The following is a 15,649-nucleotide window of genomic DNA, read 5'->3' on the forward strand; positions in this document are numbered from 1 at the left end:
TTCAGAGTTAAATGTTTTTGTCTATCGATAATTCCACAGTTTTTTAGTGAACTAGTTAACAGGCATTTAGTTTAAATTTACTTAAACTAATTCTGGCTCAAAATTTCAGCTTTGTGTGGCTAGTTCAAGCCTAGTTATCGTGGCAAGGAAGCGTTTTTATTGCTGAAGTTTTAGTGCTGCGCAGGTCCAGGGGATTTGTTTAGTTTCTGTAAACACTATATTCCTGACTTCTATCTTTAAGTATGGGAGTTTTTTATGAAAACAAAACTCGAACGCCAGCCCCACCCCTTCAACCCTAAAATCTTGGCTCGTTCGGTTATAGCGCTTCCGCTGCTAGAGCAGATAGAGCGGGAGTTTACTGTTACAGAGAGCATAAAAAAGAAATACCCGCATCTCCGCGATACCCACAATACTGCAATTTTCCTACAGCCTAAGTTTCCTGGTGGTTTAAAAGCTGCTTTAAAAACTATTCGTGAGCTCCTTCCGCAAATCGCAACAAAAGTTGGCGCTAAAACCCAGCCTACGGTAGACGACCCTGACCCCATAAGGATTAGTGATGACGTTGCGCTTGCATCGATTGAGGGTGCAATTGTTCGCCAGCTTCTAAGGATGGTAGCTGCCGGTAAATTGCCTGCCATCAAGTGTATTTGGCCGACGCAATTTGAAGTGATCATAGACATCAATCTCGATTTCAAACCCCTTGAAATGGGTAGCGACTCTGTTACGTCAGGTATTGAAATCAAACATCCTGATCCAAGACGAATTGCTAAAGTGTTGATAAAAAAATACATCGAAAAAGCAAAGAAAGCGGCTGGAGTCACTGATCAGGATCAAGGTGTAGACGAATATAAAACCGAGCTGAGCAATCAATATGTGTTTGCCCGACTTGAAGGCAGCGTCATCAAAAAACTTGTCGATATTGATTTGCGTGCTGCCAAGTCGTTGGTTAAAAAAGCAACCGCAGCAAAACCTGAAATTGTCGAACAAGCTGTAGGCCGTACCGGCCAAGCTACCAATAAAGTGATTGATGCGACACCGACTGTTGAAACATCGCGTTTTCGGACTATTCATCATATCTGGCCGGATTTTGAGCTCCAGAACTGCATTACCCGCTCAATCCGTACTATTAAAGTGGATGCCGCGCGAAATTCTTTTACCGCTTCGGGTGAGGGTATTACGTGGGCAATTATGGATACCGGCATTGATGCTTTGCACCCGCATTTCAAGCTGCACCAAAATATTGATGCTTCCTCACCGTATCATGCCGATTTTACCGATGTACCGGGTGGGCCAAAACCTTTGCAAGACGATTTTGGTCACGGAACCCATGTCGCTGGCATTATCGCTGGCGAACAGTCGGTTAAAGAAGGCTCAGATCAGACAAAAATGTTTGCCGTCTCGCATGAGCTGGATGCTAACAATAAACCCGTTATCCGCAAGCTACAGCTGGATAGCATCAGTGGCATGGCGCCCAAGTGCAAGCTGGTAAGTCTCAAGGTGCTGGATGAATTCGGCATAGGCAATGCCAGTAACGTTATCGCGGCGATTTCTCACGTCCAGTTACTTAACGGCTATGGACGCGATCTTAAAATTCATGGGGTTAATCTCAGCCTTGGACACACCTTTGATCCCAATTGGTTTGCCTGCGGCCACAGTCCGCTGTGTACGGAAGTCAACCGCTTGGTAAAATCTGGGGTGGTCGTTGTGATCGCTGCTGGCAACACTGGCTACGGCACATTGCAAACCAAAGAAGGCACGAGCGATACCTGCCTTGATCTGACTATCAATGATCCCGGTAATGCCGAATACGCCATTACAGTAGGCGCTACCCATAGAGACATGCCGCATAAATATGGCGTGTCTTATTTCTCTTCCAAAGGCCCCACCGGCGATGGACGCTACAAGCCTGATTTAGTCGCACCCGGTGAAAAAATTATTTCTTGCGCTGCGCCAAACAGTGAATTAGTCCAACGCGAACCCGGCAGTGACGAATGTGCATACTTTGAAAACAGCGGCACGAGTATGGCCGCGCCGCATGTGAGTGGTGCCATTGCAGCGTTCCTTTCTATTCGTGGCGAATTTAAAGGCGAAGCTGAAAAAGTTAAACAAATTTTCACCTCCACCGCGACTGATCTTGGCCGGGACCGCTATTTTCAGGGCGCAGGGTTGGTGGATCTTATGCGAGCCATTCAATCGGTATAATTTATTAAAAACTTAACTCGGAGCTACCCATGAACACCATCAAAGGCATTCCGTACAGCACTGCTGAGTTTGACAAAGAAGGCAAGCTTCTCAGCCAGCCGATTGTTCCGGCAGGAACCACCGATCTTATTGTTATGTCCCACGGCTGGAACAACAACCGCATTGAGGCAGAGGCGCTTTACACCAAGCTTTTTAGTAACTTTGTTGATGTCACCGCAACTGATTCTGTACTCAAACAACGTAAACTTGCCATCATTGGTGTCATCTGGCCGTCGAAGAAATTTGATGAGTTTATGACGCAACCCGACAATAATAAAGTAGCCGGAGGCGCCGCGTCCGCAGGTAGCGTTAAAAAAGCAGCCTCAGAAGCCACGATGCACGCCGCTATCGACCTCAGCGCCCAGCTTTTTAACGATGCCGGTGATGCTGAGCGCATTGCCACGCTCCATAAGCTTGTACCCAAACTTGAAGATGACACCGACGCACAAAAAGACTTTGTGAAAACACTACGTAGTTTGCTGGATCCTAATAATGCCCATACTAGCGAACAAAGTAAAAATGACGGCTCTGCGGTTTTTTTTAGAGCCCAAGCCGAGGTGATTTTTAACCGTGCTGCCGCATCATCGGTTGAGACATTAGGTGTTCCAATAGTGCACAGCCAAACTCCAGGGGATAGCATGGGGCAGGCTGCGGGAATAGGCAGCTTTTTTTCCGGTGCCACCCATGCCGTCAGCAACTTGCTTAATCTCACGACTTATTTTGAGATGAAACAGCGTGCGGGAACGGTGGGCAAAATCGGCCTCGTCCCACTTTTAGATAAGCTTGCAAGCCAAGTGGAGCGTATTCATCTCGCTGGGCATAGCTTTGGTGCACGCGTGGTGACAGCAGCGGCAGCAAATTCCACAACTAACAAACTCTACAGCCTTTCACTGTTGCAGGCTGCTTTTTCGCACAATGGCTTTTCTTTAAGACGGCAAGGCTTTTTCCGTTCCGTAGTCAACAATAAACGCATTTCGGGGCCAATATTGGTGACTTATAGCAACCACGATAAAGCGGTGGGTATTGCCTACCCGAGCGCGTCACGCATCAGCCGCGACAGTGCTGCGGCTTTGGGGGATGCTAACGACGAGTTTGGCGGGCTTGGTAGCAATGGCGCCCAGCAAATGGAAGTGGGTGAGGTTGTCTCTGGCGTTAAAGACTTGCTACCGGTAGGTCAAGCCTATTCGTGGCAAATGGGAAAATTCCATAATCTGGACAGCAGCAAATTTATTATCGATCCAAAAGGCGGCGACGCGCATGGGTTTGTTTTCGTCCCACAAGTTGCCTGGGCTATCAGCCGTGCCATCGTGTCATAAACGGTCAATTTTAGGCGATTGATAAAAATAATAACCTCCCAAACCCTCATGGGATCCAGTAGGGACACAAAATCTTGCGTCTCTACTGGGTAAATTATGTAGGTGGAATCACCTCAAACTCAACAGTTTCCGCTGGCGTATTCACAATTAACATCATTTTTTCTGACCGTATGTTCCCGCCAACTCGCCTGCCGCCAGGACATGATCGTGTTTAAACCTGATCTCTAACTCGAAAACTGAATCAGAAAAGCTTTAAAGCCCGATCCTATAAATGTATTAAAAACAACTTTCATACGCTTGCAAAAATAACCGTGTAGAGTGTGGCTTTAAATTGGAGGCTTTATTTTATGTATCTTAATCACAGACAAAAAATAGAAGTTGCTGTTGTTTTGTTTCTGATTGTAATGGTCTGGGAAGCTAACGGCATTTATCTGGCGGCTTTTGCACACAACCATATTGTACTGTATTGGTTGAGTTATCTTTTTCAGTGGGTAATACTTCCAACAATGCTAATAATTTTGCTGGCTAAACAAGCGTTGATCTTGCCTCAGCATTATGGATTTAACAGCACTGTCTTTTCATGGCAAGGATTTATTGCCGAAACGATAGGTATGTTCATTTCAGCAGGCTTGGCTTTTAAATGGTCTAGCCAATTATCCTGGCATTTACTGGGTCAGCGTACGGGCTATTTTAATGTGCTTAGCGCATACCCCAATGGCGCACTGCATACTGTGGTTTGGATTTACTCATCCATTGCGGTAGGTATTGTTGAAAGTATTTTCTTTATTGGTCTTCCGTGGCTTTTGTATAAAAATACTCAGCGTCACGCTTCGGTAAAAGTTTTCTCTGTACTCATTTCTGTGATCTTTGCTACCACACATTGGGAACAAGGGCCACATGTGATTGTGGGGGCTTTTTTCTTTAGCATAGTGGCGTGTTATTGGTATTTTAAGTTAGGTACGTTGTGGCCTGTAGCGGCTGGTCATGCTCTGATCGACTTGGTTGCCTTCGCATAAGTGAAGCTCAAGCCTTGGCCATCCAGCTTAAGGTTTAGTAGATTTAAAAGGTTAGCTCTAATTATCGATTTCCTTTTCAATAACCTCAATAATAAAATCAGCATTGCCTTAAAAGGGCTTTTAACTTAACACTAAACAGTTTAAGATGAAGCTGTTATTCGTTAAACCCTCTTGCTTGCGTTTAAAAAGTCTCTCCGACTCTTTACAGTTTGCCGCTATACCCCTCGATAAATTCCAATTATAAAAATAGCCTTAAGGTTAGTTAAACGCTTAGGCCTTATATTACTTTGTTTTTTACAAGCAATTAAAGTACAGACATCAATGTCTCCGCCACTTTATGGTTTGGTTTGGAAAGGATTTAATCAAATCAAGGTAAGGTACTTGGGGTTCAATCAATAGACTAAAAATAACTAAAGTCTGCTTTTCAACTGACTTTATGCGTTTGATGAAGATATTGAAATAAATAGAAAAGTTCTTATGATGCAATGGATTGATGCCCTTGAATTCATTTATGGCGAGTTAATTTTTTATATGGGTATCTATGGTTTTTATGAGAGCTAAGGCTAAGCATTCTACTTATCGATCTGATATTGATGGTTTGAGGGCAATTGCGGTAATGGCGGTATTGTTCTTCCACGCGGGTGTACCCGGATTTTCCGGTGGTTTTGTGGGTGTCGATATGTTTTTTGTCATATCAGGCTATTTAATCACTGGTATTATTTTGCGGGAATGTTCCTCTAAAACTTTCAGCTTCAAGGGCTTTTACTTAAGGCGCATCCGACGCATATTGCCAGCATTGATTGTCATGGTAGCCACAACTTTGGTGTTAGCCTCATTTGTATTAACGGCATTCGATTTTAAGATGCTCGCTAAAAATGTGCTGGCTACTGTGTTTATGATACCGAATATCAGTATCTGGAAAACCTCCGGTGATTATTTTTCTAATGCCGTTGATAGCAATCCTTTACTGCATTTATGGTCGCTGGGTGTCGAAGAGCAATTTTATTTTTTGTTCCCGCTGCTGTTGTTTCTGTTAACACGTTACTTACATTTAAAATGGTTGTGGGGATTACTGGTTATCGCCTTGTTAGGCGGCATTGGCTTTGCTTATTGGGCGGTTTCTCTTAAACCTACTTTCGCTTTTTACTGGTTACCACCGCGTGCCTGGGAATTGTTGTGTGGCGCAGTGTTAGCCTATTATCACTTGCGCCGACAATCCATCAATGGCCAACGACTTATGACGTTGTTAGGCTCAGTAATGATATTCCTGGCCATTGTTGTAGCTAGAAATAATGATGTGTATTCGGATTTTGCCCATCAAATACTCGCGGTAGTTGGCATTACATTACTGATTGATGGCAATAGGAAATTGTGCAATGCTGCCGATTCAGGCTATCAAAACCTGTTTCCAAAACCTCAAGAAGCCTATATAAAACACAGTATTCCTGTTCTGATATCAACCCGATTAACACAGTGGATTGGTTTTTTTCTGAGCTGGCAACTCTTGGTTGGCATTGGCCGCATTTCTTATTCTTTGTATTTGTGGCACTGGCCCTTGTTTAGCTTATATGCCTATCGGATACATCCGGATGCATTGCTTTGGTATGAAACCACGGGCTTGCTGGCAGCTACTTTTATATTAGCATACGGGAGTTGGCGTTTTGTGGAAACGCCGTTTCGTCGTCCAGCCAATTGGAATAACAGATCAGTGGTCAAACTGGCTGTCAGCTTACAATCTGTGTTGGTGCTTATTGCTGTGGGCATTTTATACAGTAACGGCATGCCTCAACGTTTTGGTCTTGCAAGTAGCGCTTATTCGGCGGGGGCAGAGGATAAAAACGCTTTGCAAAAAGATTGTCATACCGATCCGTACTCATCTGATTACCATTTTCCCAGCATCGAAAAATGTTTGATTGGTCAACAGGTTGCTGATGCACCTATTCGCTTTCTGGTCTGGGGAGATAGTCATGCCAATGCAGTAACGCCAGTTTTTGATGCCCTGGGCAGCGAATACGGACTGACAGGCGGGCATGCGACTTTATTTGGCCATGCACCTTTATGGGGAGCCAAATCCAATGATGACAACGCAACTTTGAATTGGCTGAAATTTAACCAAGGCCAATTGAAGGTCATTGCTGATCGGGGCATTCATGATGTTTTTCTGGTAGGCAGATGGCCCAGTTATGTTTTTTCAGCAACCCGGTTTGAAGGCACGCTGGGTAGAAATGGTATTCCGAATGTGTTGATTAAAGGACATGAAACCGGACTGCAAGCATTTCGCTCTAGCCTTGAGGAAACCGTGCAGCGGCTGCAACAGCAAGGCGTAAGCGTCTGGCTGGTATTGCCGGTGCCAGAAATGGATCGCATAATGCCAAGGTGGCTGGCACTTAATGCCGCCGATAAAACCGAGGTTTGGTTAAATAACCCTTATCCGGAACGTTCTGCTGCCGTGTGGCCGGTTTTTAAGGAACTACAGGCAAAATACGGTGTGCATTTGTTAGATCCAAGGCTACAGCTGTGCCGCAAAGATGGGCAATGCCGTGTGGCTTACCAGGGAAAATCGGTGTATTACGACGATGATCATCTGTCAGCCAGCGGATCCATGTTATTGAAAGACATGCTACGTCCGGCCTTTGCAGCCATGAAGCAGCACCTGTAAGTAGTGTAGGGTAACGGTTAACGATTATTTGGTACGTTGTTTGGAATAATATTTTCAGGAAAATTTTCAGTAGCGCTTAGCAAATGCTTTCTGAAGAACAGCATAAATACTGTCGCGGAACAAAACCAGCACACCGCGAGCGTAAACAGGTCATGGCTTAAAAAATGTGCGCCCCGTATTTCTTGCGCCATAGCAAACACAGTGCCTGTCAGTAGCCCAATGGCTAAGCCGTAAAATTTATACGCTGGCTTAACAATCAGGCAGAAAAAATACAGGTTAACTAGGGTAAAGCCTAAGCTGGAATGGCCTGCCGGAAAACAATGTCCCACACTCAGCGTGTCGCTGATACTGTCGAATAATTTTATATGCGGCTTGCTGCCACCAAATAGACTTACATCCCACGGGCAATAAATATGGGTATGGCTTTTTAAATAGGTAATTACTAAAGGCCCGGTTACGCCTGCCATCACTAAGAATGCTAAGGCGCGTCTATAGGGCGACAGTTTTGATGTTGTTCGGCAGGACATGATTAAACAAATCAGCATGCCGCCGCCAACGGCATACACCGCGTTACGCCCAGTTTTATGAATAACCGCTTGCAACAACCAATGCTCGCGGTAAGGCCATTGCTGCAAAGCAGTATTATAAAAATGTTTAGCGAGCCACACATCAATCTGGGTATACTGAAAACACAGCAACAAAGCCAGCCAAGCCAACAGCGGCAGGCTAATATGGTATTTAACAAACTGGCTAAAATCTAATACTTTATAAGAATTCAAAAGCAAACCTTTATTCCCGACAACCGTTAAAAATATCATAGCTTTTATCATAAACACTGGTTTGAATAGCCATTAAACCCAGTACGGAATGAAACAGGTTATCATGTGAATAGTGGCCATCACTGTTTTGTTTTAAACAGTTTTTATCGATGCCAAACTTGTCGGCATAACCATCAGACAGCCAAAAGATAAACGGAATGTGTTTTTGTTCGTCCGGTGCCAGCATATAAGGTAAGCCGTGCAGATAAATACCGTTTTCGCCTAACGATTCACCATGGTCAGACATATACAGCATGGCGGTATGGTAGTTAACGCTGTTGTGTTGTAGAAAATGGATAACTTGCGTTAAGAAATGGTCGGTATACAAAATGGTGTTGTCGTAAGCGTGGACAATCTGATCTTGCGGACAATCCTGTACCTGGTTGGTATCACATTCTGGCGTAAACACTTTAAAGTTGGACGGATAGCGTTTGTAATACGCAGGGCCATGGCTACCCTTTTGGTGCATAACAATAACGCTGTCATTGGGCAGCTTATCCACCATGGCTTGCAGACCGTGTAACAGCACTTCGTCATAACATTCTTCGCTGTTGCACACATCAGGAATTTTCAGGTTTTCCATGGCTTCGGTAGGGGTTCTGTTACATACACCTTTGCAGCCGGAATTATTGTCGCGCCAAAAAACGCTGATGCCGGCATGTTTTAACACATCTAAAAGATTCTCGGATTTTTCGGCTTTGGCTTCATCATAATCATTACGGTTAAGCGGCGAAAACATGCAAGGAACTGAAGCGGCAGTGGCCGTCCCGCAAGAGGTAGTGTTCGGGTAATTGATGATGTCTTCTTTGCTCAGTTCAGGATTGGTTAACTGACTGTAACCGTTTAGCGAGAAATTTTGTGCGCGTGCCGTTTCACCTACTACCAGAACTAGCAAGGATTTTTTGCCGCGTGTTTGCCAGGTTGTTGTTTGTTTGGCATCCATACCAATGGGGTCAACATTGATTACCTTGGGATGTGCCGAGCGCTTCAGGTATTTAGTTAATGCGTATACTGCGTGGTTAGGGTTAATTAAATAGCGTAAATGTTTGTTATTTCTGTCGACAAAAGACAGATCTTTATAGTGGCTAAATACTGCGCCAGCAAATACGGCAATCGCCAATACAAACACGACAATGCGAATCAACAATTCTTTTAAAAAAGAGTGATAACGAATATCAGTATGGTAAATCAGTAAGGCCGGTAACAATCCCCAAAATAGAATATGCACCAGCAATTTAACGCTGATTAATTCTAATATCTCCTTAGAATCGGTCTCGAACATGTTTTGTATCATCGAGGTATCGACAATAACCCCGTAAGCATTCATAAAAAAGCTGATGACGGAGGCGGTGATCAGTATCACAATCACGAACGGCTTAAACAGGTACTTATTAGCAAAGATAGACAGCAATGCCGTAAACAAAGCGATGAGCGCAACGACAAGCGCAGCTTTAAAACCGATGCCGGTAAATGACGATTGGTCAGCGATTTTAAAGGCCGCCTGGAAAAATGCCTGGTTATCGAGTAGTGTCAGGAACAGCGCCGTGATCAGTAGCAACTGGGTAAGCGTTAATGTTGGCCTTGGCCATTTTTGGGGCAGCATGATTAAAGACGGTGTTTAAATAAGACTAAATAAATTGCGTGAACCTGTCAGGGTTGACAGCGCTACGGCAGAGGCTGATCGGTCATTTTTGAGATACGGTACACGCTAGTGCTTAGTCATCTTTGTTTTGCCGAGTACCATAAAATACTTCGTTCGTCCTGAGCTTGTCGAAGGACTTGTGGTTCATGGTTCGACAAACTCACCACGAACGGTTTTTTAAAGTTCACAGCCGCCAAAATAATATTGACTAAGTACTAGTACTTAGTCAGCTTTATAATGTCGAGTACTATAAAATACTCCGTTCGTCCTGAGCCTGTCGAAGGACTTGTGGTTCATGGTTCGACAAGCTCACCACGAACGGTTTTTTAAAATATCTGACTGACAAAATAAGATTGACTAAGTACTAGCAATCCCATATTCCAAGGCAGGCAATCTGGACAATAATGACATGGTGTTTTTAATTTATTATTGATTTTATTTTAAGAGAAAAAAATGGCAAGTTACGATATTACCCTGGTTATTCTATCCTTTGTGGTAGCAGTAGTCGGTTCATTAATGGCTTTAATCGCCACTAAGGATGCCCTGTTACGGCCAGCTGAAAACCGTCGCGGCTTGATTGCTTTGGCTTCATTGTGTTTAGGCGGGGTCGCTATTTGGTCGATGCATTTCATCGGCATGTTGGCGTTTGACATGGACGGCATGGAAATGAGCTACAACGGATGGCTTACGGCTTTTTCATTTTATGTGGGCGTAGGCGTGGTTTATGTGGGTTTAACCCTCATGACTACTGGAGAATTCGAAATTTCCAAGTTAATTATGGCGGGCGTTTTGGTAGGCTTTGGCGTTGCAGGCATGCATTATAGCGGCATGTTGTCTATGCAAGTGCAAGCAGATGCACATTGGAATTGGGGACTGGTCACGGTTTCGATTGTAATAGCCGTCACCGCTGCAATTGTTGCGCTGTGGCTGGCCGTACACGTTAAACACATGTGGCAAATGTTGATCAGTGCAGTAGTGATGGGAGTTGCTGTATGCGGTATGCATTATACCGGCATGGCGGCAGTGGAGTTTGTGCATAATGCGGCTTTGCCTTATATAAATGCGATGAATGTGACATCATCCGTTTTTTCATTAAGCATAGCCACGGTTGATGCTGTCATTATAGTATTGGCCATTGCGCAAGCTATCTCCGAAGCGAATCAACGTAAGTTTTTTTCGCTTTAATATGGCAGGGCAAGTAGCTTAATCACAGCATTTGTCCCAGCATCTAGCATTCGATCTACTTTTTCGGAAAGTCTTGCTTTAACTTTTCGGCTACCAACTAAGACGAGACAATTTAAAAAACCGTTGTTGGTGAGCTTATCGAATGACTCACCAACAACGCCCTAACCTGAAACTGTCTCGCTTTAGTGGGTAAGCATTTTATCGAAGGAAATCTCACTGCCTATTCCCTAGAAATCTTGATCATATTTACTATACTCATTTAGGTATATAAATTTTATTATGATTTAAACTAGAGGTAAATAAATGGCACATTACAGTTTTTCCTTGGTTCTTCTTTCCTATATTATAGCGGTAGTGGGTTCTTTAATGGCGTTGATAGCGACGCGGGATGCGTTGCTACGACCCGAAAACAGTCGCCGTGGTTTGATTTTATTAGCAGCATTAAGCTTAGGTGGCGTGGCAATTTGGTCGATGCATTTTATTGGTATGCTCGCATTCGATATGCACGGTATGGACATGAATTATAATGGATGGCTCACAGTATTATCTTTTGTAGTGGGTGTGGGGGTCGTCTATATTGGACTAATGATTATGGTTTTGGGGAAGTTTAAGTTGCCCAAATTAATTTTAGCAGGTATTTTGGTGGGGCTGGGTGTTGCCGGTATGCATTACACTGGCATGTTATCTATGGAAGTACAGGCCGATAGCCACTGGAACTGGAGTCTTGTCGCTGTTTCAATTGGTATCGCCATAGCCGCAGCCATTGTCGCGTTATGGCTGGCTGTGCACGTCAAACACATGTGGCAAATGGTAGCAAGTGCCCTGGTTATGGGCGTTGCGGTTTGCGGCATGCACTATACAGGCATGGTAGCTGTAGACTTCGTACATAACGCCGCTTTACCTTATGTCACATCAATGAGCGTGACCGCATCTGTTTTTTCATTAACTATTGCTACATTAGATGCTGTAATAATAATTCTGGCATTAGCGCAAGCTTTGTCGGAATCTAACCAGCGTAAATTTCACCCAGCGCAATAAACATAACAATTATTCTGATTACCTTGCCTACTTAGCTGTATATCTCCTCCATCCTAGAGACGCAGTAGCGTCTCTATTTTCCTCACAACTCCCCTATTTTTTTGTCAGCCAATCGTTCAATTTTTCGCTGATGGCCGCGCTTTGTTTTTGCCAAACTGGCTCGCGATACTGGTATGTTTGGTTTTAAAGTGCTGAATTTTTCCAGGTGCTTCCAAACTGCCTTTAGGTTGGAACGATGGAATTAAATGATGTTTGCCATTGCCGATTAAATCATTGCGACCCATAGCCTTCAAAGCATCACGCAATAACGGCCAGTTTTTAGGGTCGTGGTAACGCAAGAAGGCTTTATGTATCCGGCGCTGCTTAACGCTTTTGGGTATAGAAATATCGTCAGCTGTACGACTGACTTTACGCAGCGTATCTTTACCAGAATGATACATAGCAGTCGCAATCGCCATGGGTGACGGCAAAAATGCCTGTACTTGATCCGCTCTAAAACCATGGCGCTTTAGCCATAAAGCCAGATTCAACATATCTTCATCAGTCGTTCCAGGATGCGCGGCAATAAAATAGGGAATCAAATACTGCTCTTTACCGGCTTCCTTGGAGTACTTATCAAACATTTCCTTAAAGCGGTCATAACTGCCCATACCCGGCTTCATCATTTTAGATAGCACACCTTGCTCGGTATGTTCAGGGGCAATCTTAAGATAACCACCCACATGATGAGTGACTAATTCTTTAACGTATTCAGGCGATGTCACCGCCAAATCGTAACGTAGGCCTGAGGCAATGAAGATTTTCTTAATACCCGGCAAGGCACGCGCGCGGCGATACAATTTAATCAAAGACGAATGATCGGTATTAAGATTGGGGCAAATCCCTGGGTAAACACACGATGGCAATCGACACGCCGCTTCAATTTTAGGATCTTTACACGCCAACCGGTACATATTGGCGGTAGGTCCGCCCAAATCAGAAATATGGCCAGTAAAGCTAGGCGACATATCACGGATATTTTCTATTTCCTTGATAATGGAGTCTTCCGAACGGCTCTGGATAATACGGCCTTCGTGTTCAGTAATGGAACAAAACGTACAGCCGCCAAAGCAGCCGCGCATAATATTCACCGAATGCTGAATCATCTCAAACGCCGGTACGTTGGCCTTACCGTAAGTTTTATGCGGCACGCGCGAATACGGCAAATCATACACACCATCCATTTCCTTAGTGGTCAATGGAATCGGCGGTGGGTTAATCCACACTTCACGAGTACCGTGCAACTGAATTAACGGCCGTGCGTTACCTGGATTGGTTTCACCGTGCATAACTCGCGAGGCATGGGCATACAAAATCGGGTCGTCTTTAACGGCATCATAATCCGGCAAACGGATAACGGTTTTGGCACGGCGATCTTTAATCAATTGACGGTCAAAACGGATGACTTTTTCCTCCGGATTAGCATCCGGCTCTTTTAAATCACAGGCTGGCGCTTCTTGATACGGATCGACTATCGGAGTAATTTTGCCAGGCTTATCCACATCGGTGGAATCTTTAACCTGAAAATCAACCGGTATTTGCTTGACAAAATGCACGGTGCCACGAATCCCCTTAAGATCGCTGATGCTTTCGCCATTGGCTAAACGATGGGCAATTTCCGCCACTTGACGCTCGGCATTGCCGTACACCAGCAAATCAGCCTTGGAATCCAGCAACACCGATTTTCTGACCTTATCCGACCAGTAATCATAATGCGCGATACGGCGCAAGCTGGCTTCAATGCCGCCGATAATAATCGGTACATCTTTAAAGGCTTCGCGGCAGCGGTGCGAATACACATTAACCGCACGATCCGGGCGTTTGCCTGCTGCGCCATCAGGGGTATAGGCATCGTTGGAGCGGATTTTTTTATCCGAGGTGTAGCGGTTGACCATGGAATCCATATTGCCACCGGTCACCCCGAAAAATAAATTCGGTCGGCCTAATACGGTAAAATCCGCCGCGCTAGTCCAATCGGGCTGGGAGATTATCCCTACGCGAAAGCCCTGCGCTTCCAGCAATCGGCCAATCAGCGCCATACCAAAACTGGGGTGATCGATATAAGCATCACCGGTGACCAGGATAACATCACAGCTATCCCAGCCTAGCTCGTCCATTTCAGCGCGGCTCATAGGCAGCAGCGGCGAGATACCAAAACGGTGCGCCCAGTATTTTCGGTAACCAAACAGGTTGGGTTCAGATTGAAGAATTGCTGACATTAGGGTTTTATTAAGTTGTTAAGTACGCTGGCGTTGTGTCTTGTAAGATCTTTCAAAAACGAAGGAAATTCGATTTGATAATGCTGCTCAAGTTCAACGGCTTTGGTTTTTAGGACTTTCATGGAAAAAGAAGCGGCAGCATCGTTAAAACCGATAGCAATAATATTGCCTTTACCTCGCACCGGTAAAAATAGTAATCGCCAATCAAATAACCGGCTAAGCCACATGGCACAGTCCTGGAAAGGTTTGTTGTTCATGCCGCCCCACAAATTAACCAGCAATAAACCATCGGGTTTCAACAACGCTTTGCAGTTTTTAAAAAAGCTTTCATTGCACATAGAAGGCGCCATGCCTTCATGATCAAAAGCATCAATAAACATCAGGCTGTAATGCTGGGAGTGGGTTTCTACACGATGCTGTATATGGTGTGCGCCATCACCCATAATAATTTTTAAGCGCCTATCCAAAGGTAAACTAAAATGGCTGCGGGCGATTTTTACTACACTTGGCCGGTATTCTACCGCGTCTAAGTGGCAATCAGGGAAATGATATAATAAATGTTTGGCAAGCGAACCGCCACCCAACCCAACCAATAAGGCATCATCATCTACGGTGCCTTTAAACAATAGCCAGCAGGCCATAGCGCGTGCGTAGTCCAGCTCAAGGCGATAAGGATCAGCGATTTTTATGCTGCTTTGTCTGGCAGGCGAACCGAAATGTAGCGATCTGACACCGCCACGCTCAACCACCTCTACAATACCGTCATCATCGTGGCTCTGATGAATCAAGAGTCCATTGTATTTATACATAAAGAGGTTTTAAACGCATTTTTATTCAAAGTGTGATTATACACCAACATAAAAACGGGTATTCTGTCTTATGCAACTCAGTGAATGGCAAATTGCCGATTTAAGCTACGGTTTCGTGGACTACACTCATCAATTACAAAATAATATCAAACTGACTTGTACGGGCTTGAAAAATAAATTCCTGCCTCGATGTTATTTAAATGCTGCGCTGTTATAGTGAGTTCACATAAAATTAAACTAGACATTCCATCCACAATCCGAGGAAGATTATGAAACAGCTGTTTTTTATAACCGTGCTACTGTTTACGGCCAACACTTTTGCAGCAGAAACAAAAAACGACTGGGAACAAGGCACAAGCTTGTCTGAAGATTTGATTAAAAAAATTCAGGAAGCACAGTACCAGTACAAAAAATGTGTGTCTGATGAAATGCAAAAACCAGAATATCAAAGCTTGGAAAGCAAGCAATCCACCAGCAAAATCATCAAACAATGCGAACCGTCCTTGGCCAAAATGCGGACAATGTATTTGGCTGAAAAAGTGCCCGGCGAGGTGGCTGATCGGCATTTAAAAAAAATGCGCATACAAACCATTCGTAATGTCCTACAAAACATGATGTATGGCGAAGCGGCCCGTAAAGCGGGGCAGCAGAAATAATATGGAAGAGC

Annotated in this window: 11 protein-coding genes; 7 read left to right on the forward strand and 4 right to left on the reverse strand. The window is 44.4% G+C overall.

What is annotated here, in order from left to right; genetic code table 11:
* The first annotated feature begins 255 nt into the window (after positions 1 to 255).
* The 4 genes from ACHZC4_RS01020 to ACHZC4_RS01035 all read left to right on the forward strand — a co-directional run bounded on the left by ACHZC4_RS01020 (position 256) and on the right by ACHZC4_RS01035 (position 7,232).
* Positions 256 to 2,202 (forward strand): S8 family peptidase, encoded by a 1,947-nt coding sequence (locus ACHZC4_RS01020; RefSeq protein ID WP_394751895.1) that lies wholly within the window; start codon positions 256 to 258, stop codon positions 2,200 to 2,202.
* Positions 2,203 to 2,231: 29 nt separating this feature from the next.
* Positions 2,232 to 3,557, forward strand: a complete 1,326-nt coding sequence (locus tag ACHZC4_RS01025; RefSeq protein WP_394751896.1) for an alpha/beta fold hydrolase — start codon at positions 2,232 to 2,234, stop codon at positions 3,555 to 3,557.
* 347 nt (positions 3,558 to 3,904) lie between these two features.
* Positions 3,905 to 4,573 (forward strand): CPBP family intramembrane glutamic endopeptidase, encoded by a 669-nt coding sequence (locus tag ACHZC4_RS01030; RefSeq protein WP_394751897.1) that lies wholly within the window; start codon positions 3,905 to 3,907, stop codon positions 4,571 to 4,573.
* Positions 4,574 to 5,114: 541 nt separating this feature from the next.
* Positions 5,115 to 7,232, forward strand: a complete 2,118-nt coding sequence (locus ACHZC4_RS01035) for an acyltransferase family protein (RefSeq protein ID WP_394751898.1) — start codon at positions 5,115 to 5,117, stop codon at positions 7,230 to 7,232.
* Positions 7,233 to 7,249: 17 nt separating this feature from the next.
* Here ACHZC4_RS01035 and ACHZC4_RS01040 read toward each other — a convergent pair whose 3' ends face one another.
* Positions 7,250 to 8,050 carry a phosphatase PAP2 family protein gene (locus tag ACHZC4_RS01040; RefSeq protein ID WP_394751899.1) on the reverse strand — a complete coding sequence of 267 codons (801 nt, stop codon included), beginning with the start codon at positions 8,048 to 8,050 and terminating at the stop codon, positions 7,250 to 7,252.
* The gene (locus ACHZC4_RS01045) at positions 8,022 to 9,653 is read right to left on the reverse strand and encodes a phosphoethanolamine transferase (RefSeq protein WP_394751900.1); all 1,632 of its coding nucleotides are present in this window, start codon (positions 9,651 to 9,653) and stop codon (positions 8,022 to 8,024) included. The genes ACHZC4_RS01040 and ACHZC4_RS01045 overlap by 29 nt, the downstream gene beginning before the upstream one ends.
* A gap of 492 nt (positions 9,654 to 10,145) precedes the next feature.
* Between ACHZC4_RS01045 and ACHZC4_RS01050 the strand changes: the two genes are divergently transcribed.
* The gene (locus tag ACHZC4_RS01050; protein WP_394751901.1) at positions 10,146 to 10,877 is read left to right on the forward strand and encodes an MHYT domain-containing protein; all 732 of its coding nucleotides are present in this window, start codon (positions 10,146 to 10,148) and stop codon (positions 10,875 to 10,877) included.
* 303 nt (positions 10,878 to 11,180) lie between these two features.
* On the forward strand, positions 11,181 to 11,915 hold the full coding sequence (locus ACHZC4_RS01055) for an MHYT domain-containing protein (protein ID WP_394751902.1): 735 nt from the start codon (positions 11,181 to 11,183) through the stop codon (positions 11,913 to 11,915).
* A gap of 116 nt (positions 11,916 to 12,031) precedes the next feature.
* Here the strand turns inward: ACHZC4_RS01055 and ACHZC4_RS01060 are convergent, their stop codons facing one another.
* Entirely contained in the window at positions 12,032 to 14,173 is a 2,142-nt protein-coding gene (locus tag ACHZC4_RS01060) for a YgiQ family radical SAM protein (RefSeq protein ID WP_394751903.1), read from the reverse strand.
* Positions 14,173 to 14,982: a spermine synthase gene (locus tag ACHZC4_RS01065; RefSeq protein ID WP_394751904.1), complete on the reverse strand. Its 810-nt coding sequence runs from the start codon at positions 14,980 to 14,982 to the stop codon at positions 14,173 to 14,175. Before ACHZC4_RS01065 ends, ACHZC4_RS01060 begins: the two co-directional genes overlap by 1 nt.
* A 269-nt stretch (positions 14,983 to 15,251) precedes the next feature.
* Between ACHZC4_RS01065 and ACHZC4_RS01070 the strand changes: the two genes are divergently transcribed.
* Positions 15,252 to 15,638, forward strand: a complete 387-nt coding sequence (locus ACHZC4_RS01070) for a hypothetical protein (protein WP_394751905.1) — start codon at positions 15,252 to 15,254, stop codon at positions 15,636 to 15,638.
* Positions 15,639 to 15,649 lie beyond the last annotated feature (11 nt).

The sequence above is a fragment of the Crenothrix sp. genome (assembly GCF_043729335.1).
GTDB lineage: Bacteria > Pseudomonadota > Gammaproteobacteria > Methylococcales > Methylomonadaceae > Crenothrix.